The following is a 22055-nucleotide window of genomic DNA, read 5'->3' on the forward strand; positions in this document are numbered from 1 at the left end:
TCGCAAACATAATCACGGTTAAACGGGCTCCCAGGTGGCGAACAGGCTGACGCAGGCCACCACCAGTAAGCTCAATATCCATTCTACTTTCGTCAGGATGATAAACTGACGTTGCGCCACGCCCGCGGTCTGGCTAAAACGCGGCACCAGCGCATAGCGGTTATACACGGCAATCGCCACCATCATCGCCACCAGCGCGACTTTTACCCACAGCATGATGAGATAATGCGTGTCTACAGGCCAGGGCAAGCCGGCAATCAGCAACGTATTGACGATCCCCGTCACAATCGCAAGCGCAACGGCCAGATGACCGTAGCGCGAAAAACGCATCATGGCGCGGATCGCGCTCTCCCGCCAGCGCGGTTTGCGCGCCAGCCGCATACAGGCCAGTAACGGCAGTAAGCCGCCCATCCACCAGGCAGCGGCAAGCAGATGAATGGCATGGTTGATTTGCTGGAACGCGCCGCGCGCGCCCTCCGCCATCACCGCATGCCCTACCCCTGCCAGCAGTACCACCTGCCCCATCAGCAGTATCATCAGCAATGCGCCAACGCGGTAAGGTTTAAGCAGCAATACCGCCAACGAAATAACGCTGAGAACGATTTGCCACAGCCATACGCCGCCAAACTGCGTAGTTAATACCGCCTGCCAGATGGCGGGGGAAATGACGTCTGCCCAGCCGCCCGCCATCATTCCGCCCTGGATGGCGAGCATCAAGGTCGCGCTGACCAGACTGGCGACCAGCGCACTGCGCCACCACCGCCAGACGCGGCGCGCCAGCACCGGCTTAAACGCGTCGGGAGCCAGCCAGCAGGTGCTGATTGCACACCCCAGCGCCAGTATCAACGCGACGAAATGGATGAACCGCAGCGTAACCCAGGTGGCAACCAGCATGTTATTTCACGCTAAAATGGTAGCTGCCTTTCGTTTTGTGACCGTCGACGGAAACCACATGCCAGTCGACCTGATACTGCCCGGCAGGCAGCGGCGCGCTGAGCGGCACAATCAACTGTTTATTATCCTCCGCCGCCAGTTTGGCTTTGCCGGTGGCGATTTTTTGCTTTTCCGGGCCGACCAGCGTGATACCGCTGAATGCCGGTTCAATTCCTTCAGAGAAATTCAGGGTCAGAGCCTGAGGCGCAGATTCCATCACGGCATCCGCCGCGGGATATTGGTGTTTAAGATGCGCATGGGCCCAGACGGCAGGCGCGGCAAACAGTGAAGCGGTAACGGTAAGAGCACAAACAAGACGAGATGCGGTGAATGCCATATAAATCATTCCTTTTCGTTATGACTGTGGCGCAAAGAATAACCCCGGTGACTCGTCAAGTCGAGTCAGCATGGCACACAGCGACACAGAAACACTTGTCATCCCGACGATGAGCAAGTACCTTTCCGCCTGTTACCAAAGGAGCCCTCTATGAAGCACAACCTTGCTCAACTTCCTCAGGAAGACATGGACAAAGTGAACGTTGATTTAGCCGCTGCCGGCGTGGCGTTTAAAGAGCGCTATAACATGCCCATTGTGGCCGAAGTGGTTGAACGCGAACAACCGGAAGCGTTGCGCGGCTACTTTCGCGAGCGCCTGATCGCCCATCGCCTGGCTTCCGTCAACTTATCCCGCATGCCCTGGGAACCCAAATCCAAATAAGCTTTGCAGCCCGTGACATTGGCTAAAACTGTAAATGCTAATCTATATGCGTACAGGATTTTATTGTCGAACTGACAACCCTGGCGCTTTCGAGTAGAGAGTCTGACATGCTGCGAGTGATCGATACGGAAACCTGCGGGTTACAGGGCGGAGTGGTGGAAATCGCGTCGGTGGACATTATTAACGGCCAGATCGTTAATCCGATGAGCGACCTGGTGCGTCCGGATCGTCCTATCAGCCATCAGGCCATGGCTATCCATCGTATTACCGAAGCGATGGTAGCCGACAAGCCCGAGCTGGACGTGGTTTTACCGACTTACCTCGGCAGCCCGTTTTACGTGGCGCATAACGCCGATTTTGACAGCAGGATGCTGCCCGACATGGGCGGCGAGTGGATTTGCACCATGAAAATGGCGCGCCGTCTGTGGAACTGGCCGGGCATCAAATACAGCAATATGGGCTTGTATAAAGCGCGCAGCTTGCAGGTGGAGACGCCGCCGGGTCTGCACCATCACCGCGCGCTGTATGACTGCTATATCACCGCCGCGCTTTTGCTGGATATCATGCAGCAAACCAACTGGACGCCGGAAGAAATGGTCACCATTACCGGTCGGCCGACCCTGATGACCACCTTTAAATTTGGCAAGTATCGCGGCGAATCCTTTAGCGATATCGCCGAGCGCGACCCGGGTTATCTGCGCTGGATGCTGAAAAACATCAAAGAGATGACCCCGCAGCTGCGCCTGACGCTGAAACACTACCTCGGGGAGGATTAATGCCCCGCTTTCGCCTCCAGAGTCCCCTGGGTCAAGCCGATTAAGAAGGCAAACTCCAGCGCCACGCCTTCATAAGATTTAAAACGGCCCGATTTCCCGCCGTGGCCGGAATCCATTTCGGTACAAAGCAGCAGCAGGCTGTCATCGGTCTTGTATTCCCGCAGCTTAGCGACCCATTTTGCCGGCTCCCAGTACTGTACCTGGGAATCATGCAGACCGGTGGTGACCAGCAGATGCGGGTATTTTTGACGGGTAACCTGGTCGTAGGGGCTGTAGCTCTTCATATAGTGGTAATAGGCTTCGTCCTGCGGATTACCCCACTCTTCAAACTCCCCGGTGGTGAGCGGGATCGACTCATCCAGCATGGTGGTCACCACATCGACAAACGGCACCTGGGCAATAGCGCCATGGAACAGCTCCGGGCGCATATTGATCACCGCGCCGATGAGCATCCCGCCTGCGCTGCCGCCCATACCGTACAGGTAGCGCGGATCGCCGTAGCCCTGGGCCAGCAACGCCTCGCAGACATCGATATAGTCATTAAACGTATTTTTCTTGTGTAAGAATTTCCCCGCCTCATACCACTGCTGGCCCAGTTCGCCGCCACCGCGGATATGGGCGATAGCGTAGACAAATCCGCGATCCAGCAGGCTCAGGCGGCTGGAGCTGAAATCGGCATCCATACTGCTGCCGTAGGAGCCGTAGCCATAGACCAGCAACGGATTCGCGCCGCGCTGGAAATATTTTTTGTGGTATACCAGCGAAACCGGCACTTCGACACCATCGCGCGCCTTGATCCAGACGTGTTCGCTGCGGTAATTAGCGGAATCAAAGCCGTCAATTTCCGTCTGCTTCAGCACCCGCCGCTCGCCGGTATCCATATCCAGTTCGAACAGGGTATCCGGCGTGGTCATGGAGGAATAGCCATAACGCAGCTTCGCGGTTTCCGGCTCAGGATTATAAGCAAGCCAGGTTACATAGGCCGGATCGTCAAAGGCAATGCCGGTGACTTCGCGGGTTTTACGGTTGATTTGCCGCAGGCTGGTCAGGCCGCGCTGACGCTCTTCCACCACCAGCCAGTCGGTGAACAGCGTGAAGCCTTCCAGCATGATGTGCTCGCGCGCGGGGATCAGCGTTTCCCATTTTTCCTCCTTGCGAACCGTACTGCGATAAAGCCCGAAGTTTTTACCGTCGCGGTTAGAACGCATATAAAAGCGGTGCTGATAGTGATCCACCGAATATTCGTGATCTTTACGCCGCTTGAGGAAACAACTGGGCTCGGCATCGGCCAGTTCCGCATCCAGCAACCACACCTCGCTGGTGGTGGCGCTGGAAAGGAAAATATTAATGAAATGCTGGGAAGTGGTTTTGTACAGGCTGACGTAGAACGTCTCATCGCGCTCTTCGTAGATCAATTCATCTTCGCTGGCAGGCGATCCCACGGTATGGCGCCACACCTGATACGGCAGCAGGGTTTTGGCGTGTTTTTTAACGTAATAGAGGGTGCGGGAATCGTTAGCCCAGGCCACGTCGGGCGCGACATGCTCAATCAGCTCCGGATACCAGTTGCCGGTCTCCAGATTGCGAAAACGCAGACCATACTGACGGCGCGACAGATAATCCTCTGCCAGCACCATTGTGGTGTTATCTGGCGTGATAGCCAGCGCGCCCAGGGTATAGAACTCGCTGTGCGACGCGCGCTGGTTGGCATCCAGTAACACATCCCAGTTATCCCACTCCGAGGACAACACCGACTGGCGCTGGTAGACCGGGTATTCGCATCCCACATCATAAACCTGACGATAGCGGTAGCCATTCTTGACGTAGGGGGCAGACGCATCGCGCTGCGGAATGCGCGCAATCATCTCTTTGAGTAGCTGTTCCTCCAGCGCCTGTTGGCTGGCCATAACCCGCCGCCCGTAATCGTTCTCTTGATGGAGATAATCGAGCACTTCTGGATCAGACCGGTCATCATCGCGCAGCCAGTAATAGTTATCGGTGCGCGTGTCGCCATGCAGAGTCATGGTGTGGGGTATTACTTTGGCTTTTGGTGGCATAACGCTCAACTTTTAGGTTAACACCCTTATAAGGTTGGCAAAAACCCAGCGCGTTGCAAGCGTAACGCCACCAAACCAGGCGTTATCCTGGTGCAACCTCCCGTTTACTGACCGCGATATCGTGCTCCACATCCGTGCGAACATCTTCCGGGATGCCCAGCGCATCCCCCAGCGCGTTCAGGTAACTGCGCTCCATAAAGTGATCGGCATTGATGGCGGCGCAACTCAGGAAATAGAGCTCCAGCGCCTCTTCTTCATTCTGGATGCCGTCGGCAAGACGCGCAGGATCAAGGGGGAGCTCAAGAGCCTGCTCGACCAGCGCGCGTCCTTCGTTTTCAATACCGGCGTCGCGCAAATGCTGATCGATGGCCTGGCGCTCGGCATCGTCAATATGCCCATCGCTTTTGGCAGCGAAAACCAGCGCCAGAATTAACCGCTCGGTACGCTTATCAATCGGTGATGTCTGCTGGCCATACTGCGGTTCATCCTGATGGGCCGCGCGGATACGGTCTTTGTACTTATTCCATAATACCGTTCCGGCCACCGCCCCGCCGCCTGCCAGTAGAGCGCCGCCACCGTATTTCGCCAGCAGCTTGCGCGAAGATTTATTCGCCACCAGCAGCCCTGCCAGGCCGCCCAGCGCGCCGGGGCTCAGCAGTTTAGATAACCCCTGCCCCTGCGATAACCCTTTGCCCTGTTCCCCCAGCAATGACTGGAGATGTTGAAGCCAGTTCGCCATATGCGCTCCCACAGTGAAAGTCCGTGTTGTGAGCGTATGCGAGGGGATGTCAAGAAGTGTGGATACAGGCTAAGGAAAGGAAAAGAATCGGCAAGGGCCAGGCCCTTGCACGGGATTACGGACGGTATTCCGCCGTCTGCTTTTTGCAGTCGACCTGCACGGTGTAATGGATGTCGGCACGCATGCCGCGCACCGTCAGGGGGACGGTCCATTTATCATCGCCGCCTTTAACGGCTTCGGGGTTAACCCAGGCGACCGGATCGGCCTGGCCGAGTTTTTCCTGATCGTCCGCCCAGCGCGCGATGCGGTTCTGGAGATAATCGCGTTTCACGCTGGCTGAAATGCCTTTGGCATCCAGTCCTTCACAGCCGGTAAATTTCACACTGCGCGATTCCTGGGGCGCGGCATGCAACCCCACGGAAAATAGCGCGATAAGCGCCAGTAGCCCTTTTTTCATCAGATGCCCTCCGTTGTTAATACCACAGAAAGCCTGGTACAAAACAACCGAAGCGCAAGGGGTTACCCGGCGCGCGCGGGTGAAAACGCTGCTGAATCGACGGGGTTACGCCGCTTTCGGCTTACGCCCACTGGCGATTGCTTCCACCTTCGCGTCGGCGTCCGGCTTTAGCTCCGCCGCGCCTTCCTGCGGCATCTGCCCGGTACGCAGCACCTGCGCCAGGGTATCTTTGTGTTCAGCCAGCCACAGTGACAGCGGCTCCAGCTGGGTTTCCTCAAGATTCACCGGCGCGCTTTGCAGCCAGGACTCAAGGGTCTGTGCTAAGTCGAGCATCTTGTCGTATGCGTCGGCTTCTTTTTTGTTGGCAAAAGACATTTTCTCTTTCCCTTCCCTGACCACAACGTAGTGAATTTCAACAGCCATCATGATGCCTCTTTAACTGGATATGCATACAGTATATCAGAGCCAAAATGAAAAATCAAAACGCCGCACCTGCCCGCGCAATCGTTTTCGTATATACTGGCGGCCTCTTTTTTGGTGCAGGAATCTCGTTATGTTGACAGTAGGAACCGCGCTTCGTCCGGCAGCCACCCGCGTGATGCTGCTCGGCTCAGGGGAATTAGGTAAAGAAGTGGCGATTGAGTGCCAGAGGCTCGGTATTGAAGTGATTGCCGTAGACAGATATCCCAACGCCCCGGCGATGCACGTTGCTCATCGCAGCTACGCCATAAACATGCTGGACGGCGCGGCGTTAAAGGCGCTTATCGGGCAGGAAAAACCGGATTTTATCGTACCGGAAATCGAAGCCATCGCGACCGACACGCTGATTGAACTGGAACAACAGGGCCAGCGTGTGGTGCCCTGCGCGCGCGCCACCCAACTCACCATGAACCGCGAAGGCATTCGCCGCCTGGCGGCGGAAGAGCTCGGTCTGCCCACGTCGAGCTACCGCTTTGCCGACAGCGAAAGCGATTTTCTGGCGGCGGTAGAAGAGATCGGCCTGCCCTGCATTGTGAAGCCGGTAATGAGCTCCTCCGGCAAAGGCCAGAGTTTTATTCGCCAGCGCGAGCAGCTGGCGGACGCCTGGCAGTACGCCCAACAGGGCGGCCGCGCCGGCGCAGGCAAAGTGATTATCGAAGGCGTGGTCAATTTTGATTTCGAAATCACCCTGCTGACCGTAAGCGCCGTGGACGGCGTGCACTTCTGCGCTCCGGTGGGCCATCGCCAGCAAGACGGCGACTACCGCGAATCCTGGCAGCCGCAGCAGATGAGCGAGCTGGCGCTACAGCGCGCCCGGCAGGTAGCGGAAAAAGTGGTGCTGGCATTAGGCGGCTATGGCCTGTTTGGCGTCGAGCTGTTTGTGTGCGGCGATGACGTGGTGTTCAGCGAAGTGTCGCCGCGCCCGCACGATACCGGCATGGTAACGCTAATCAGCCAGGATCTGTCAGAGTTCGCCCTGCATGTGCGCGCGTTTTTAGGTTTGCCCGTGGGCGGTATTCGTCAATACGGCCCCGCCGCGTCAGCGGTGATCCTGCCGCAGCTGACCAGCGATAACGTGCGTTTCAGCAATATTGACGCCGCCGTGGGCGCCGGTTTGCAGGTACGCTTATTCGGCAAGCCGGATATTCAGGGAGCACGCCGTCTCGGGGCCGCGCTGGCCTGCGCTGAAGACATTGAAACCGCCATCGAACGCGCGAAAGCGGCGGCAGCGGCGGTACAGGTGGAAGGCTAAAACCAAAAAGGCAGGCTTGCGCCTGCCTTCACGTTACGTCATTCCGTTACTGCTGCGCGCCTTCTACCGCTTCGCGCGCCAGTTTGGTAATGCGATCCCAGTCGCCCGCTTCCATTGCGTCTGCCGGCACCAGCCAGGAGCCGCCGATGCACAGCACGCTTTTCAGCGCCAGGTAATCGCGGTAGTTAGCCGGAGTGATACCGCCGGTTGGGCAGAAACGCACCTGAGAGAACGGGCCCGCAATGGCCTGCAGCGCTTTGGTGCCGCCGTTGGCTTCCGCCGGGAAGAATTTAAACTCTTTCAGGCCGTAGTCCATACCCAGCATCAGTTCTGAAACGGTGCTGATACCCGGGATCAACGGGATAGAACCTTCAGTTGCCGCTTTCAGCAACGGCTCGGTCAGACCCGGGCTAATCGCGAACTGCGCGCCCGCTTCGGTCACTTCCGCCAGTTGGGCCGCATTGATAACGGTGCCCGCGCCGATGATCGCGTCCGGCACTTCTTTGGCGATGGCGCGAATAGCGTCCATAGCGCACGGGGTACGCAGGGTCACTTCCAGTACACGCACGCCGCCTGCGATCAGCGCTTTCGCCAGCGGTACGGCATGTTCCAGTTTGTTAATCACAATTACCGGTACAACCGGACCGGATTTCAGGATCTGTTCAGCACTTGTTTTCCAGCTTTTCATCAGAGCATCTCTCTCGCCATAGTGAATTCAGTGAAGCCTTTAAAAACGAATACAGGTTGCGCCCTGCTCGGCGCCGGACAAATTCTCGCGCAGCGCGCCGAACATCTCACGGCCGGTGCCCACGCGTTGCGGGCTAAGATCCGGCTGGAACGGCGCGCGTTGGGCCAGTTCCGCCTCATCGACTAACAGCGTTAACTCGCCCGTCTGTCCGTTTACGCGGATCAGGTCGCCGTTGCGTACTTTCGCCAGTAAGCCGCCGTCGTAGGCTTCTGGGGTGACATGGATGGCAGAAGGCACTTTGCCGGATGCGCCGGAGAGGCGGCCATCGGTCACTAACGCAATTTTGAAACGGCGGTCCAATAATACACCAAGCGGAGGCATAAGTTTATGTAATTCTGGCATCCCGTTGGCTTTTGGCCCCTGATGGCGCACCACCACTACGCAATCTTTATCCAGCAGGCCCGCTTCAAACGCCGGAACCACGTCATGCTGGCTTTCAAACACCACCGCCGGCGCTTCGATAATCTGGTATTCCTGCGGCACAGCGGAGGTTTTCATCACCGCGCGGCCCAGGTTGCCGCTCAGCACTTTGGTGCCGCCGTGAGCGGAGAAAGGTTTGTCGATGCTGGCGATCACGTCGTTATCCAGCGATGCTGCCGCGCCGTCACGCCATTGCAGTTCGCCGTTGTTCAGCCAGGGTTCGAGGGTGTAGCGATGCAGGCCGTGACCCACCACGGTTTCCACATCTTCATGCAGCAAACCGCCTTTCAGCAATTCACGCATCAGCACCGGCACGCCGCCCGCCGCCTGGAAGTGGTTAATATCCGCCGGGCCGTTAGGGTACAGACGCGCCAGCAGCGGTACCACCGCCGAGAGATCGGAGAAGTCATCCCAGTTAATGATGATGCCCGCCGCGCGCGCCATCGCCACCAGGTGCATAGTGTGGTTGGTGGAACCGCCGGTCGCCAGCAGCGCGACGATACCGTTAACCACCACTTTTTCGTCGATCATTTTACCCAGCGGCATCCAGTTGTTGCCGTTGCCGGTCAGGCGCGTTACCTGGCGAGCCGCCGCAGCGGTCAGCGCTTCACGCAGCGGCGCATCCGGCTGGACGAATGAGGAGCCCGGCAGCTGCATGCCCATAAATTCCACCACCATCTGATTGGTGTTGGCGGTGCCGTAGAAGGTACAGGTGCCTGGCGCGTGATAAGACGCCGCTTCCGACTCCAGCAGCGCCATGCGGTCCACTTTACCTTCGGCGTACAGCTGGCGGATGCGCACTTTTTCTTTGTTCGGCAAGCCGCTCGCCATCGGGCCTGACGGCACAAACACCGACGGTAAATGACCGAACGACAAAGCCGCCATCGCCAGCCCCGGGACGATTTTATCGCACACGCCGAGGAACAGCGCGCCATCGAACATATTGTGCGACAGGCCCACCGCGGCAGACATGGCGATCACTTCACGGCTCAGCAGGGAAAGCTCCATGCCGTCCTGCCCTTGCGTCACGCCATCACACATTGCCGGAACGCCACCCGCCACCTGGCCGACGGCATTCACCGAGTGCAGGGCTTTGCGGATTTGGTCGGGATACGTTTCGTAAGGCTGATGGGCGGAAAGCATGTCGTTATAGGAGGTTATGATGCCGATATTGTTACGCAGCATGCTTTTGAGCGCGGCTTTATCTTCCGGCTGACAGGCGGCGAAACCATGGGCCAGGTTGCCGCAGGCCAGTTCGGCGCGATGCACGGTTTTGGCCTTCGCCGCCTCGATGCGCGCGAGGTAGGTTTCGCGGGTGGCTTTAGAACGCGCAATAATGCGATTTGTTACCCGTAACATTTCTGAATTCATAACGGTCCTCATAATTTATTTGCATAGGGGGCCTGTTTTATTCACTTTTCCGTTACGGCTAATTAACGGTGAACAGGCCTGGCAAGGGCATAATCGTTTCAGTCAGTGTAAATAAAAAAGCCCCGTGGGTGAATCCGCACGGGGCTTTAAAATGCAAAAAAGTATAAACCTGATGTCCCAGGTCATGTTACCGGTAAAATAACCCTAAAGGATAAGCACCTGCGGTTATTCAAACTCGTTCCATGAACGGCCGTCCCGGGTGATCATCGCGACCGAAGCCACCGGCCCCCAGGTACCCGCCTGATAAGGCTTCGGCGCGTCGTTATCCGCCGCCCAGGCTTCGGTGATGGAGTCGACCCACTTCCACGCTTCTTCCACTTCATCGCGGCGCACGAACAGCGCCTGGATACCGCGCATGGTTTCCAGCAGCAGGCGCTCGTAGGCGTCCGCCAGATGCGATTCGTTGAAGGTCTCGGAGTAACTCAGGTCCAGCTTGGTGGTTTGCAGGTTGTGCTTGTGATCGAGTCCCGGCACTTTATTCAGGATCTGAATATCCACACCCTCATCCGGTTGCAGGCGGATGGTCAGCTTGTTCTGCGGAAGATCCTGCCAGGAGTCTTTAAACAGGTTCAGCGCCGGGTTTTTAAAGTACACCACCACTTCAGAACATTTGGTCGGCAGACGCTTGCCGGTACGCAGATAGAACGGCACGCCCGCCCAGCGCCAGTTATCGATATCGACGCGGATGGCGACAAAAGTCTCGGTGCTGCTCGACTTATTAGCGCCCTCTTCTTCCAGGTAGCCCGGCACTTTTTGCCCCTGGGCGAAGCCGGAGGTGTACTGGCCGCGCACGGTTTTTTCCCGCACGTTGCTACGGTCGATGCGGCGCAGGGATTGCAGCACTTTGACTTTTTCATCGCGGATATGGTCAGCGGTGAGGTCAGACGGCGGCGACATGGCAATCATGCACAGGATTTGCAGCAGATGGTTCTGGATCATATCGCGCATCTGGCCTGCCTGGTCGAAGTAACCCCAGCGACCTTCAATGCCGACCTCTTCCGCTACGGTGATTTCCACGTGGTCGATGGTGCGGTTATCCCAGTTATTGGCGAACAGGGAGTTAGCGAAGCGCAGCGCCAGCAGGTTGAGAACCGTCTCTTTGCCCAGATAGTGGTCGATACGGTAAACCTGACACTCCTCAAAGTACTCGCCCACCTGGTCGTTAATTTCCCGGGAGGTTTCCAGCGAGGTGCCGAGCGGTTTTTCCATCACGACACGTGCCGGTTTGGCGTTGAGTTTCGCCTCGCCCAGCCCTTTGCAGATGGCGCCAAAGGTGCTCGGCGGCATGGCGAAGTAGTTGATGGTGACGCGGTTTTTCTGGTCAAGCAGTTTGCCAAGACGCGTAAACGCGGCAGTATCGTTGACATCGAGATTACAGAAATCGAGGCGGCTGCTGAGTTTGTCCCACAGCCCTTCGTTAATCTTCTCTTTCATGAAGGTTTCTAACGCTTCACGAACGATACGGGTGTAGGTTTCTTTATCCCACTCCGCGCGGCCAACCCCAAGAATGCGGGTATCAGGATGGATTTGGCCTGCTTTTTCCAGCTGGTACAGGGAAGGCAGCAGTTTCCGACGCGCCAGATCGCCTTTTGCGCCGAAAATGACCAGGTCACATGCCTGGGCTGTTTGCGTTACCGCCATGTCATTCTCCTCGTTTGAATGATCCTGGTTCTGAGCCAGGTTATCTGTAATTTTCTTACACCGCACTCTACTGCTTTTAACCGGTTTCTGAAACCTTTGCTGTGGTGGCGTCACTATACCGGGATTTGCAGCGCCATTTTTTCCGTATGGTGCCCGCATCCTGGCCGGTTTTTACACAATGAAACCGCTTAACAAAATCAGACACGGATCAAGGTATGAAAAAAAACAACGACATTTTTGGTCATTTGTCCCTTCCCGTGTGAGCTCAGGAGTATATTCTTGCTAATTCGCTTTCCGGTTTCATCACTTTTAGAAATCGCTTTTTTCCATGAGTTAATGATAAATCATGAATATGCTGGAAAAAATCCAGTCACAACTGGAACAATTAAGCAAATCTGAGCGCAAAGTCGCTGAAGTGATCCTCACCTCTCCCTCGCGGGCCATTCACCTCAGTATCGCTCGCCTCGCCAACACCGCTGGCGTCAGCGAGCCGACGGTTAACCGGTTCTGCCGTAGCCTTGATACCAAAGGTTTTCCTGATTTTAAACTCCATCTGGCGCAAAGTCTGGCGAACGGCACCCCGTACGTAAACCGCAATGTCGATGAAGACGACAGCGTCGAGGCCTACACCGGTAAAATTTTCGAGTCGGCGATGGCGAGCCTTGACCACGTGCGGCAATCGCTGGATATGAACGCGGTCAATCGCGCCGTGGATCTGCTCACCCAGGCAAAACGCATCGCCTTTTTCGGGCTCGGTTCGTCGGCGGCGGTGGCTCACGACGCCATGAATAAATTTTTTCGCTTCAACGTGCCAGTGATCTATTCCGATGACATCGTGGTACAACGCATGAGCTGTATGAATTGTAGCGCCGACGATGTGGTGGTGCTGATTTCTCACACCGGCCGCACCAAAAATCTGGTGGAACTGGCGCAGTTGGCCCGTGAAAACGATGCCATGGTGTTAGCGATTACCTCCGCCGGCACGCCGCTGGCGCGGGAAGCGACACTTGCATTATTGCTGGATGTTCCAGAAGATACCGATATTTACATGCCGATGGTCTCCCGTTTGGCCCAGCTTACGCTGATTGATGTGCTTGCAACCGGTTTCACGTTGCGGCGCGGGGCGAAATTCAGGGATAACTTGAAGCGAGTCAAGGAAGCGTTGAAGGAATCGCGGTTTGATAAAGAGCTTTACGTTCCTGACAATAAATAGCGGTATTTCGATAACAAAGCTGTACTTATAAAACCATTCGGTTAAGGTTTTGGCTGCGCCAGCTGGCGTGCCCACCTGCCGAGTTTATGTTCACGCAACACCAAAGTTGTTTCAGTCAACGGAGTATTACATGTCCAGACGGCTTCGCAGAACCAAAATCGTTACCACGTTAGGCCCGGCAACGGATCGTGATAATAATCTGGAAAAGATTATTACCGCAGGCGCTAACGTCGTTCGAATGAATTTCTCCCACGGCACTCCTGAAGACCACAAATTACGTGCAGACAAAGTCCGCGAGATCGCGGCCAAACTGGGTCGTCACGTCGCCATCCTGGGTGACCTCCAGGGCCCGAAAATCCGGGTATCGACCTTCAAAGAAGGCAAAGTATTCCTCAATATCGGCGACAAATTCCTGCTCGACGCCAACCTGGGTAAAGGTGAAGGCGATAAAGAAAAAGTCGGTATCGACTATAAAGGCCTGCCCGCTGACGTGGTGCCAGGCGACATCCTGCTGCTTGATGATGGCCGCGTGCAGCTAAAAGTCCTGGAAGTCCAGGGCATGAAAGTCTTTACCGAAGTCACCGTTGGCGGCCCGCTGTCCAACAACAAAGGCATCAACAAACTCGGCGGCGGCCTGTCGGCAGAAGCGCTGACCGAAAAAGACAAAGCCGATATCCTTACCGCCGCGCAAATCGGCGTGGATTATCTGGCGGTTTCCTTCCCGCGCTGCGGCGAAGATCTCAACTATGCGCGCCGCCTGGCGCGTGATGCTGGCTGCAACGCCAAAATCGTCGCCAAGGTGGAACGCGCCGAAGCGGTATGCGATCTGGACGCAATGGACGACATCATTAACGCCTCTGACGTGGTGATGGTTGCCCGTGGCGACCTCGGCGTTGAAATCGGCGACCCGGAGCTGGTGGGTATCCAGAAAACCCTGATCCGCCGCGCCCGTAAGCTGAATCGCGCGGTGATCACGGCGACGCAGATGATGGAGTCAATGATCACTAACCCGATGCCGACCCGTGCGGAAGTGATGGACGTGGCCAACGCCGTTCTGGATGGCACCGATGCGGTGATGCTGTCGGCGGAAACCGCCGCGGGCCAGTACCCGGCAGAAACCGTCGCGGCCATGGCGCGCGTGTGCCTCGGCGCGGAAAAGATCCCGAGCATCAACGTCTCCAAACACCGTCTTGATGTGCAGTTCGATAATGTCGAAGAAGCCATCGCCATGTCCGCCATGTATGCGGCTAACCACCTGAAAGGCGTCACCGCGATCCTGACCATGACCGAGTCTGGCCGTACCGCGCTGATGACCTCGCGCATCAGCTCCGGGCTGCCGATTTTCGCTATGTCCCGTCATGAGCACACCCTGAACCTGACGGCGCTGTACCGCGGCGTGACCCCGGTGTACTTCGACAGCGCCAACGAAGGCGTGGCGGCAGCGCACGACGCGGTAACCCTGCTGCGCGATAAAGGTTACCTGGTCTCTGGCGACCTGGTGATCGTGACCCAGGGCGACGTGATGGGCACCATCGGCAGCACCAATACCACTCGTATCCTGACGGTTGAATAATCCTGCCGGTGGTTAAATAAAAGGGCTTCCTGAAAAGGAGGCCCTTTTTAATGGTGTTTGTGGTGCAGGCGTGACAAACAAATACTTCTTCTGTTTAAAATCAGATTTTCCTCAACTCCCAATCCAGCAAAATTTATCACCTTTAATTTGTGAATCTATTTTATTTGTCTTCTTCTGGGGTTGCGTTAATACATAATCCTGTAACTGTACATTGTGTAACAAAAATAATACCAATCTTTTTAAATTCATCGCCTATGCTTAGATGTGGTGATTGTGTTGTCGATATAATAACCACTAAGGAACGTTTACATTGAAGTATTTTTATTAATCCATTGATTTTTATCTAATAAAAAATATGGGCAAGTGTTGTAGCAGGAAAAGAATATGCGAGTAAAAATGACCGCCAGCAGAATGGCTAAATTTCATCTTACACTGGCGCTGGTATGGGCAGCGCTGACAGTACCCACATTAATATGGTGGAAAGACAGTATTCTGTGGGTTTCCTTAATGAGTATTTACGCCATTGTAATTGGGCATTTAGCCGCCTACAGCGCCGCTCATGCTGAAAAAGCGGCCAGCAAAGCGCTCAATGAAAGCGGCGAGGCGAATAAGCGCATCGACCAACAAAATAGCGAAATGGCGGGGTAAACACCATGCCGGTTAATAACTAACCGGCCATAATATCATTAGCGCTGATAATAGCGGGATAACACCTGCTTCAGGCCGCTTATTATTGTCCGCTTCCAGGCTACGGTCGATTTTCGGTACTGCAAAAACAGGTTGCCCTGCGCCTGAAACCCCAGCAGCGGCAGGGTAGAAATTTGCTCTTTATCCACCAGCGTCGTGAACCACGGCGTCGGGATCACCGCGAGGAGTGGCGCGCTGCGCAGTGCCGGGGCAAGCTGGCTGTAATCCTGGCAGATAAAAGCCAGATGCCGCGCCACGCCCTCACGCGCCTGCTGACGGTCCAGTTCGTTAATCGCCTGCGGCCAGGGGTGGCAGTAAAAGTGATTGAACGCCTGAAGCGTTAATAAGTCGATGCTCTCTCGCCCCTGCATTTGCTGCTGTAAGGGCGGGCCCCAGGCCACAATCAGCCGCGTGCTGCCGACGCGTTCATAGTGCAAGGCGCTGAGTTGCTGTTGATGATCCCCAACCGCAATCACTAAATCGACTTTCCCTTCCACCAACTCATCGCGCCAGGCCCGGCGTTCAAACGGCACGCACTCGATCACCGCATCGGCGTTCTGGCCGCGGCGCGCCAGTTCCGGCGTCAGCAGCACATTAAGCGCGGGCGGCAGCGCCACGCGAAACCGGCGCTGGGCATGAGGTTCCTCACTGAATAACTCCTCATTCAGCGAGACGAACAGCGGAACCAGTTTCTCTTTAAGGCTCAGGGCGAACAGCGTAGGAACCTGCTGGTTGCCTTCACGGCGAAATAGCGGATCGTCCAGCGATTCCCGCAACCGGTTTAGCGCATGGCTCACGGCAGAGGCGCTAAGCCCCAACTTCAGTGCCGTCAGGCTGGTGGAGCCGGTGCTTAACATCACGTACAACACTTTGAGGAGATTTAAATCTAATTGCAGGATATTCACTGATCAGAAACTCAATTGCACAGCATTAAATTTAGGCTCATTATACTTCGGCTCCTTATTAAAAGGAGAAGTTATGAAACGTTCCGCACTGATAATGGCCTGCCTGATGTCGTTTTCTACCTTTACCAGCCATGCCGCGCTGGATCCAAACCAACCGCTAGCGGAAGCGCCTCCCTACTCGCTGTTTGTTGACTGGGCGAAACCGGTGAAACCGTTGCGGATTGCTGAGAGTGTCTGGTATGTGGGCACTGAAAACTTGTCCTCGGTGCTGATCACCACGCCGCAGGGGCACATCCTGATCGACGGCGCGCTGGATTCGAGCGCCGCGCAGATCCGCCAAAACATCCGCGCCCTGGGCTTTGATCTCGGGGATATACGTCTGATCCTCAATAGCCATGCCCGTCTCGACCAGGCCGGAGGCATTGCAAAACTGAAAACATGGAGCGGCGCGAAGCTGGTCGCCAGCCAGCCCAATGCCGAACAGATGGCGCGCGGGGGTAAAGATGATTTTGCGCTGGGGGATGCCCTGCCGTTTCCCCCGGTGAAAACCGATATTATTGTTGATAACGGCGATACGCTGCGCGTAGGCGATGTTACCGTTAAGGCGTTACTGACGCCGGGCCACCTGCCAGGCAGCACCTCCTGGTTATTTACCCTGGCGGACGGGAAAACGATGATTTATGCCGATAGCCTTGCCACGCCCGGCTACTACCTGGTCGATAATAAAAATTATCCGACGCTTCGCGCGGATATTGAGCGCAGCTTCCGCACGCTGGCGGCGCAGCAGGTCGATATTTTTCTCGCTAACAAAGGTGAGCGTTTTGATCTGGCGGGGAAAATGGCCCGGCTGGCGGCGGGCGATAAAGATGCGTTTATCGATCGCGATGGACTACAGCGTTATGTCGCGCAGTCGCAACAGCGTTTTGCGGCGCAGTTGAAGCAGCAGACAGCACAGTAATGTTTTGATGACGGTGCCGGTCGCTTTGTGCTCCCGGCATCGGATTACGCGTTATTTCTTTTTCGGCCACAGATCCTTGCGCTTGTAAGGTTCAATTTCCCCTTCTTTGCGCGTTTTCAACAGCTTCAGGATCCAGGTGTACTGTTCGGGATGCGGGCGAACAAAAATTTCCACTTCCTCGTTCATACGCCGGGCAAGGGTGTGATCGTCGGCATCCACCAGATCGTCCATCGGCGGGCGAACATAGATTTCCAGCTTATGGGTTTTATCGTTATAGACCGGAAACAGCGGAACGACGCGCGCCCGACAGAGCTTCATCAGACGGCCCAGCGCCGGCAACGTGGCTTTATAGGTGGCGAAAAAGTCCACAAACTCACTGTGTTCCGGGCCGTGATCCTGATCGGGGAGGTAATACCCCCAGTAACCCTGGCGAACGGAGCTGACAAAAGGTTTAATCCCGTCGTTGCGTGCATGGAGACGGCCACCAAAATGGCGGCGCGTTTTATTCCACATATAGTCAAAAACCTGATGGCCCTGATTATGGAACATGGCGGCAACTTTCTGCCCGCGCGAGGCCAGCAGCATAGCCGGAAGATCCACGCCCCAGGCGTGCGGCACCAGGAAAATCACTTTTTCATTATTGCGCTGCATCTCGTCGATAATTTCCCGGCCATGCCATTCGACGCGTTTTTCGATCTTATCCGGTCCGCGCAGCGCCAGTTCCGTCATCATCACCATCGCCTGCGGCGCGGTGGCAAACATGCGGTCAATAATGGCCTCACGCTTTTTTTCTGAATACTCCGGGAAGCAGTACAGCAAATTGATTTGGGCGCGGCGACGCGCGCTTTTGCCTAAACGACCGCCAAAGCGGCCCAGTTTCGCCAGTAGCGGATCGCGAAACGACGGCGGCGTTAATGCGGTGGCAACCATTGCGGCGATGCCCAGCCATGCGCCCCAGTAGCGCGGATGCAGAAATTCGTTTTTAAACTCGGGAATAAATTCGTTAGGGGATTTTTTTTCCATGCCCTTTTCCGTCTGACGCCCAACAGAATGGGCAAAATAATCCGTTATTTTAGCGTCTGATGGCGTGGGAGACAAAAGAAAAGCCGACACCCGGAAGGATGTCGGCTTTGTCTTAAACGGCAGGATTAATCAAAACGCAGCTGCGGCACCACATCTTTGACCTGCGCCAGGTAATCCGAACGGTCTTTACCGGTCAGGCCCTCAGAGCGCGGCAGTTTTGCCGTCAGCGGGTTCACCGCCTGCTGGTTGATCCACATTTCAAAATGCAGGTGCGGCCCGGTTGAACGGCCAGTGTTACCCGACAGCGCGATGCGATCGCCGCGTTTCACTTTCTGGCCCGGTTTCACCAGCAGCTTTTTCAGGTGCATATAGCGCGTGGTGTAAGTGCGACCGTGACGCACGGCGACGTAATACCCCGCCGCGCCGCTGCGTTTGGCGACCACCACTTCGCCGTCACCGACGGCCAGCACCGGTGTACCCTGCGGCATGGCGAAGTCCACGCCTCGGTGCGGCGCAACGCGGCCCGTCACCGGGTTAAGGCGGCGCGGGTTAAAGTTGGATGAGACGCGGAACTGTTTCACCGTCGGGAAACGCATAAAGCCTTTCGCCAGCCCGGAACCGTTGCGGTCGTAGAATTTCCCGTCTTCGGCGCGCACCGCGTAGTAATCTTTGTCGCCGGAGCGTAAACGTACACCCAGCAGTTGGCTCTGCTCGCGCTTGCCGTCGAGCATTTCGCGCGACATCAGCACCGCGAACTCATCACCTTTTTTCAGCTTGCGCAAGTCCATCTGCCATTGCATGGCTTTGATAACCGCGCTGATTTCGCTGCTGGTTAAACCGGCGTCTTTGGCGCTGGCGACAAAACTGCCGTTCACGGTGCCTTTCAGCACATTGTTAACCCAGTCACCTTCGGCGATTTCGCTGCTCATTTTGAAGCCGCCGTCGACGCGGTCGTAAGTGCGGGTTTCACGGCGCGACATCTCCCAGGTCAGGCGTTGCAGTTCGCCGTCCGGGGTTAACGTCCAGGAGATTTGCTGACCGATTTTCAAATTACGCAGATCTTTATCGACGTTCGCCAGGGTGCTGATATCCCCCATTTCGATGCCGTACTGGTTCAGCACGCTGCTCAGCGTATCGCCGGTTGAAACCACATATTCGTGAACCCCGGTTTCGCCGGCGGTTTTATCGTCCAGTTCGTCCTGCGGGATGGATTCATCTTCTTCCGGCGGAGCCTGATCGATAGGCTCACTCGCTTCCGGCAGCAGGGAGCGCACTTCGCTCTTCTCAAGCTCAATGGTTTTAACAATCGGCGCCGCTTCGGGGTGATAGATGTACGGTCGCCAGACGGCGACCGCAAGTGTAAGAAAAGTTAGTGACCCCAACATCACGCGATGGGGGCGTGGCAAGTTGTTAAATGCCAGGGCGACAGAGCGGGCTATCTGTTGCACGTATTCACTTCCTCGTTAATCTCCTTTCAGGCAGCTCGCATACTGGTTTGCCAACTGGGTCAGGAAGTCGCTATAGCTATCCTTGCCCAATTTCACCTCAGTTCCCAGCGGATCGAGTGTTCCCATACGAACAGACGTCCCCCTGGCAACGGCTTCGATTACCGCTGGCCTGAATTGTGGCTCAGCAAAAACGCAGGTTGCTTTTTGCTCAACCAACTGTGTTCTGATTTCATGTAAACGCTGCGCACCAGGCTGGATTTCAGGGTTAACGGTAAAGTGACCCAGGGGCGTAAGACCGTAGTGTTTTTCATAGTAGCCGTAGGCGTCATGAAAAACGAAATACCCCTTCCCTTTCAACGGTGCCAGCTCATCGCGAACCTGCTTATCGGTTTGGGCTAATTGTGCCTCAAAGTGCTGCAGATTGGCGTCTAGTTTGGCCTTACTTTGCGGCATAAGTTCCACTAATTTTCCATGGATTGCAACCGCTGAAGCCCGCGCGATCTCAGGCGAAAGCCAAATATGCATGTTATATTCACCGTGATGGTGATCGTGGTCACTGTTTTCAGCGCCGTGATCGTGACCGTGCTCGTCCTCATGGTCATGATCTTCACCTTTCATGAGCAGCGGTTTCACGTCAGGCAATTCGCCCATCGTCACCTTTTTTTGCTCAGGAAACTGGCTGACCTGCTTCTGCATAAAGGCTTCCATGTCCGGGCCAATCCAGACAACTAAGTCCGCGTTTTGTAAGCGTTTTACATCAGAGGGGCGCAGCGCATAATCATGCTCGGAGGCACCATCGGGAAGTAATACTTCTGTATCAGTCACGCCATCGGCGATGGCTGAGGCGATAAATCCGAGGGGTTTAAGCGAAGCGACGACCGCCGCCTGCGCATTTGCCACAAATCCACCCCATACGGCTGCAGAAAGTGCAGCGCAAAGAAACGTCTTTTTATGTAACATTATTTAACTATCCGTCGTTAATCGGCTCGGGAATGTGATATTATAACATTCGATAACTTCTGCAACGCTTAATTTCTCATGACCAATTTAGTTTCACTGGAAAATGTCTCCGTCTCGTTTGGGCAGCGCCGCGTGCTGTCTGACGTGTCGCTCGGCCTGAAGCCTGGGCGAATCCTGACGCTGCTCGGCCCGAATGGTGCCGGGAAATCCACGCTGGTACGCGTGGTATTAGGGCTGGTAGCACCCGACGAAGGGGTGATCAAGCGTGACCGTCATCTGCGCATCGGCTACGTGCCGCAAAAACTGCACCTCGACGCGACGTTACCGCTGACGGTGAGCCGCTTTATGCGTCTGCGCCCCGGCGCACGCAAACAGGATATCCTGCCCGCGCTCAAACGCGTGCAGGCCGGGCACCTGATTGACGCGCCAATGCAAAAATTATCCGGTGGTGAAAACCAGCGCGTGTTGCTGGCTCGCGCGCTGCTCAATCAGCCGCAGTTGCTGGTGCTGGATGAGCCAACCCAGGGGGTGGACGTCAATGGCCAGGTGGCGCTGTACGATCTGATCGACAAACTGCGCTGCGAGCTGGACTGCGCGGTGCTGATGGTGTCCCACGATTTGCATCTGGTGATGGCCAAAACCGACGACGTGCTGTGCCTGAATCACCATATTTGCTGCTCCGGCACGCCGGAAGTGGTGTCGATGCACCCGGAATTTATTTCAATGTTCGGCCCGCGTGGCGCGGAACAGCTGGGCATCTATCGTCACCATCATAACCATCGCCACGACCTGCAAGGTCGGATTGTCCTGCGCCGGGGAAACGGTCACTCATGATTGAATTATTACTGCCCGGCTGGTTTGCCGGGATGCTGCTCGCCTGCGCCGCAGGGCCGTTGGGATCGTTTGTGGTCTGGCGTCGCATGTCCTATTTTGGCGATACCCTCGCCCACGCCTCGCTGTTGGGCGTTGCCTTTGGCCTGCTGCTGAACGTCAATCCCTTTTACGCGGTGATCGCCGTGACGCTGCTGCTGGCGGTGGGGTTAGTGATTCTGGAAAAACGCCCGCACCTGGCGATTGATACCCTGCTGGGGATCATGGCTCATAGCGCCCTGTCGCTGGGCCTGGTGGTGGTAAGCCTGATGGCCAATATCCGGGTGGATTTAATGGCCTACCTGTTTGGCGATCTGCTGTCGGTAACCCCGGCGGATATTATTTCTATCGCCATTGGCGTGGCGATTGTGATCGCGGTGCTGGCGTGGCAGTGGCGCAGCCTGCTGGCGATGACCATCAGCCCGGACCTGGCCTTTGTCGACGGCGTTAAGCTCCAGCGGGTCAAAATGCTGCTGATGCTGGTTACGGCGTTAACGATTGGCGTAGCGATGAAGTTTGTCGGCGCGCTGATTATCACGTCTCTGCTGATTATTCCGGCGGCGACCGCGCGGCGCTTTGCCCGCACGCCGGAGCAGATGGCGGGGATTGCCGTGATTATTGGCATGATCGCCGTGACCGGCGGGCTGACCTTCTCGGCGTTTTACGATACGCCAGCCGGCCCCTCGGTAGTGCTGGCGGCGGCGCTGATGTTTATTCTCACCATGATGAAAAAAAGCGCGGCGTAATAATAAGGGCGGAACTTTCC

At 56.1% G+C, this 22055-nt stretch carries 22 protein-coding genes; 9 read left to right on the top strand and 13 right to left on the bottom strand.

Translation table 11 applies throughout. The features are described 5' to 3' along the window. Window positions 1–18 precede the first annotated feature (18 nt). Both copD and yobA read right to left on the bottom strand, forming a co-directional pair. Window positions 19–894 carry a copper homeostasis membrane protein CopD gene (gene copD, locus FHW74_RS02175; protein ID WP_183168941.1) on the bottom strand — a complete coding sequence of 292 codons (876 nt, stop codon included), beginning with the start codon at window positions 892–894 and terminating at the stop codon, window positions 19–21. Between the two features lies 1 nt (window position 895). After that, window positions 896–1270 (bottom strand): CopC domain-containing protein YobA, encoded by a 375-nt coding sequence (gene yobA / locus FHW74_RS02180; RefSeq protein ID WP_183168942.1) that lies wholly within the window; start codon window positions 1268–1270, stop codon window positions 896–898. Window positions 1271–1420: 150 nt separating this feature from the next. Between yobA and FHW74_RS02185 the strand changes: the two genes are divergently transcribed. Both FHW74_RS02185 and exoX read left to right on the top strand, forming a co-directional pair. Further along, on the top strand, window positions 1421–1651 hold the full coding sequence (locus tag FHW74_RS02185; RefSeq protein WP_183168943.1) for a DNA polymerase III subunit theta: 231 nt from the start codon (window positions 1421–1423) through the stop codon (window positions 1649–1651). A 107-nt stretch (window positions 1652–1758) separates the two neighbouring features. Beyond that, window positions 1759–2427 carry an exodeoxyribonuclease X gene (exoX, locus tag FHW74_RS02190; RefSeq protein WP_183168944.1) on the top strand — a complete coding sequence of 223 codons (669 nt, stop codon included), beginning with the start codon at window positions 1759–1761 and terminating at the stop codon, window positions 2425–2427. Here exoX and ptrB read toward each other — a convergent pair. The 4 genes from ptrB to FHW74_RS02210 all read right to left on the bottom strand — a co-directional run bounded on the left by ptrB (window position 2424) and on the right by FHW74_RS02210 (window position 6103). Then, the gene (gene ptrB / locus FHW74_RS02195) at window positions 2424–4484 is read right to left on the bottom strand and encodes an oligopeptidase B (protein WP_183168945.1); all 2061 of its coding nucleotides are present in this window, start codon (window positions 4482–4484) and stop codon (window positions 2424–2426) included. The two genes, exoX and ptrB, sit on opposite strands and share 4 nt — an antisense overlap. An 82-nt stretch (window positions 4485–4566) precedes the next feature. Continuing rightward, window positions 4567–5223, bottom strand: a complete 657-nt coding sequence (locus FHW74_RS02200; protein WP_183168946.1) for a tellurite resistance TerB family protein — start codon at window positions 5221–5223, stop codon at window positions 4567–4569. A gap of 115 nt (window positions 5224–5338) precedes the next feature. After that, window positions 5339–5683, bottom strand: a complete 345-nt coding sequence (gene yebF, locus FHW74_RS02205; RefSeq protein ID WP_269772325.1) for a protein YebF — start codon at window positions 5681–5683, stop codon at window positions 5339–5341. A 102-nt stretch (window positions 5684–5785) separates the two neighbouring features. After that, window positions 5786–6103: a YebG family protein gene (locus FHW74_RS02210; RefSeq protein ID WP_183169430.1), complete on the bottom strand. Its 318-nt coding sequence runs from the start codon at window positions 6101–6103 to the stop codon at window positions 5786–5788. Between the two features lie 130 nt (window positions 6104–6233). Here FHW74_RS02210 and purT point away from each other — a divergent pair, with 130 nt between their 5' ends. Continuing rightward, on the top strand, window positions 6234–7412 hold the full coding sequence (purT, locus tag FHW74_RS02215; protein ID WP_183168947.1) for a formate-dependent phosphoribosylglycinamide formyltransferase: 1179 nt from the start codon (window positions 6234–6236) through the stop codon (window positions 7410–7412). 46 nt (window positions 7413–7458) lie between these two features. On the opposite strand, the gene FHW74_RS02220 is transcribed toward purT, so the two are convergent. The 3 genes from FHW74_RS02220 to zwf form a co-directional block, all read right to left on the bottom strand. After that, window positions 7459–8100, bottom strand: coding sequence for a bifunctional 4-hydroxy-2-oxoglutarate aldolase/2-dehydro-3-deoxy-phosphogluconate aldolase (locus FHW74_RS02220; RefSeq protein WP_002462902.1), 642 nt, complete (start codon window positions 8098–8100; stop codon window positions 7459–7461). 39 nt (window positions 8101–8139) lie between these two features. Then, window positions 8140–9951, bottom strand: coding sequence for a phosphogluconate dehydratase (gene edd, locus FHW74_RS02225; RefSeq protein ID WP_183168948.1), 1812 nt, complete (start codon window positions 9949–9951; stop codon window positions 8140–8142). A 225-nt stretch (window positions 9952–10176) separates the two neighbouring features. Then, window positions 10177–11652 carry a glucose-6-phosphate dehydrogenase gene (zwf, locus tag FHW74_RS02230; RefSeq protein ID WP_183168949.1) on the bottom strand — a complete coding sequence of 492 codons (1476 nt, stop codon included), beginning with the start codon at window positions 11650–11652 and terminating at the stop codon, window positions 10177–10179. Between the two features lie 346 nt (window positions 11653–11998). On the opposite strand from zwf, the gene FHW74_RS02235 reads away from it, so the two are divergent. From FHW74_RS02235 to FHW74_RS02245, 3 genes are all read left to right on the top strand, one after another. Beyond that, the gene (locus FHW74_RS02235) at window positions 11999–12865 is read left to right on the top strand and encodes a MurR/RpiR family transcriptional regulator (RefSeq protein WP_183168950.1); all 867 of its coding nucleotides are present in this window, start codon (window positions 11999–12001) and stop codon (window positions 12863–12865) included. A gap of 130 nt (window positions 12866–12995) precedes the next feature. Continuing rightward, complete coding sequence (pyk, locus tag FHW74_RS02240) at window positions 12996–14438, top strand: pyruvate kinase (protein ID WP_183168951.1); 1443 nt, start codon at window positions 12996–12998, stop codon at window positions 14436–14438. Window positions 14439–14822: 384 nt separating this feature from the next. Then, on the top strand, window positions 14823–15086 hold the full coding sequence (locus FHW74_RS02245) for a monooxygenase (protein WP_183168952.1): 264 nt from the start codon (window positions 14823–14825) through the stop codon (window positions 15084–15086). Between the two features lie 38 nt (window positions 15087–15124). On the opposite strand, the gene FHW74_RS02250 is transcribed toward FHW74_RS02245, so the two are convergent. Beyond that, window positions 15125–16030 (bottom strand): LysR family transcriptional regulator, encoded by a 906-nt coding sequence (locus FHW74_RS02250; RefSeq protein WP_183168953.1) that lies wholly within the window; start codon window positions 16028–16030, stop codon window positions 15125–15127. A 73-nt stretch (window positions 16031–16103) separates the two neighbouring features. Here FHW74_RS02250 and FHW74_RS02255 point away from each other — a divergent pair, with 73 nt between their 5' ends. Then, window positions 16104–16988, top strand: coding sequence for an HARLDQ motif MBL-fold protein (locus FHW74_RS02255; RefSeq protein ID WP_183168954.1), 885 nt, complete (start codon window positions 16104–16106; stop codon window positions 16986–16988). 51 nt (window positions 16989–17039) lie between these two features. Here the strand turns inward: FHW74_RS02255 and lpxM are convergent, their stop codons facing one another. From lpxM to znuA, 3 genes are all read right to left on the bottom strand, one after another. Next, a complete protein-coding gene (gene lpxM, locus FHW74_RS02260) occupies window positions 17040–18011 on the bottom strand; it encodes a lauroyl-Kdo(2)-lipid IV(A) myristoyltransferase (RefSeq protein ID WP_183168955.1) in 972 nt (323 codons plus the stop codon). Window positions 18012–18136: 125 nt separating this feature from the next. Further along, on the bottom strand, window positions 18137–19459 hold the full coding sequence (gene mepM, locus FHW74_RS02265) for a murein DD-endopeptidase MepM (protein WP_183168956.1): 1323 nt from the start codon (window positions 19457–19459) through the stop codon (window positions 18137–18139). 15 nt (window positions 19460–19474) lie between these two features. Further along, on the bottom strand, window positions 19475–20419 hold the full coding sequence (gene znuA / locus FHW74_RS02270; RefSeq protein WP_183168957.1) for a zinc ABC transporter substrate-binding protein ZnuA: 945 nt from the start codon (window positions 20417–20419) through the stop codon (window positions 19475–19477). Window positions 20420–20497: 78 nt separating this feature from the next. On the opposite strand from znuA, the gene znuC reads away from it, so the two are divergent. Further along, window positions 20498–21253, top strand: coding sequence for a zinc ABC transporter ATP-binding protein ZnuC (znuC, locus tag FHW74_RS02275; RefSeq protein WP_183168958.1), 756 nt, complete (start codon window positions 20498–20500; stop codon window positions 21251–21253). Further along, window positions 21250–22035: a zinc ABC transporter permease subunit ZnuB gene (gene znuB / locus FHW74_RS02280; RefSeq protein WP_183168959.1), complete on the top strand. Its 786-nt coding sequence runs from the start codon at window positions 21250–21252 to the stop codon at window positions 22033–22035. The genes znuC and znuB overlap by 4 nt, the downstream gene beginning before the upstream one ends. Window positions 22036–22055 lie beyond the last annotated feature (20 nt).

Source organism: Atlantibacter sp. RC6 (genome assembly GCF_014193285.1).
In the GTDB taxonomy this organism is placed as follows: domain Bacteria; phylum Pseudomonadota; class Gammaproteobacteria; order Enterobacterales; family Enterobacteriaceae; genus Atlantibacter.

Bases quoted from the DNA above. Each gene is read 5' to 3' on its own strand.
- copD (WP_183168941.1), bottom strand. From the start codon at position 894: ATGCTGGTTGCCACCTGGGTTACGCTGCGGTTCATCCATTTCGTCGCG.
- yobA (WP_183168942.1), bottom strand. From the start codon at position 1,270: ATGGCATTCACCGCATCTCGTCTTGTTTGTGCTCTTACCGTTACCGCT.
- FHW74_RS02185 (WP_183168943.1), top strand. From the start codon at position 1,421: ATGAAGCACAACCTTGCTCAACTTCCTCAGGAAGACATGGACAAAGTG.
- exoX (WP_183168944.1), top strand. From the start codon at position 1,759: ATGCTGCGAGTGATCGATACGGAAACCTGCGGGTTACAGGGCGGAGTG.
- ptrB (WP_183168945.1), bottom strand. From the start codon at position 4,484: ATGCCACCAAAAGCCAAAGTAATACCCCACACCATGACTCTGCATGGC.
- FHW74_RS02200 (WP_183168946.1), bottom strand. From the start codon at position 5,223: ATGGCGAACTGGCTTCAACATCTCCAGTCATTGCTGGGGGAACAGGGC.
- FHW74_RS02210 (WP_183169430.1), bottom strand. From the start codon at position 6,103: ATGGCTGTTGAAATTCACTACGTTGTGGTCAGGGAAGGGAAAGAGAAA.
- purT (WP_183168947.1), top strand. From the start codon at position 6,234: ATGTTGACAGTAGGAACCGCGCTTCGTCCGGCAGCCACCCGCGTGATG.
- FHW74_RS02220 (WP_002462902.1), bottom strand. From the start codon at position 8,100: ATGAAAAGCTGGAAAACAAGTGCTGAACAGATCCTGAAATCCGGTCCG.
- edd (WP_183168948.1), bottom strand. From the start codon at position 9,951: ATGAATTCAGAAATGTTACGGGTAACAAATCGCATTATTGCGCGTTCT.
- zwf (WP_183168949.1), bottom strand. From the start codon at position 11,652: ATGGCGGTAACGCAAACAGCCCAGGCATGTGACCTGGTCATTTTCGGC.
- FHW74_RS02235 (WP_183168950.1), top strand. From the start codon at position 11,999: ATGAATATGCTGGAAAAAATCCAGTCACAACTGGAACAATTAAGCAAA.
- pyk (WP_183168951.1), top strand. From the start codon at position 12,996: ATGTCCAGACGGCTTCGCAGAACCAAAATCGTTACCACGTTAGGCCCG.
- FHW74_RS02245 (WP_183168952.1), top strand. From the start codon at position 14,823: ATGCGAGTAAAAATGACCGCCAGCAGAATGGCTAAATTTCATCTTACA.
- FHW74_RS02255 (WP_183168954.1), top strand. From the start codon at position 16,104: ATGAAACGTTCCGCACTGATAATGGCCTGCCTGATGTCGTTTTCTACC.
- lpxM (WP_183168955.1), bottom strand. From the start codon at position 18,011: ATGGAAAAAAAATCCCCTAACGAATTTATTCCCGAGTTTAAAAACGAA.
- znuA (WP_183168957.1), bottom strand. From the start codon at position 20,419: ATGTTACATAAAAAGACGTTTCTTTGCGCTGCACTTTCTGCAGCCGTA.
- znuC (WP_183168958.1), top strand. From the start codon at position 20,498: ATGACCAATTTAGTTTCACTGGAAAATGTCTCCGTCTCGTTTGGGCAG.
- znuB (WP_183168959.1), top strand. From the start codon at position 21,250: ATGATTGAATTATTACTGCCCGGCTGGTTTGCCGGGATGCTGCTCGCC.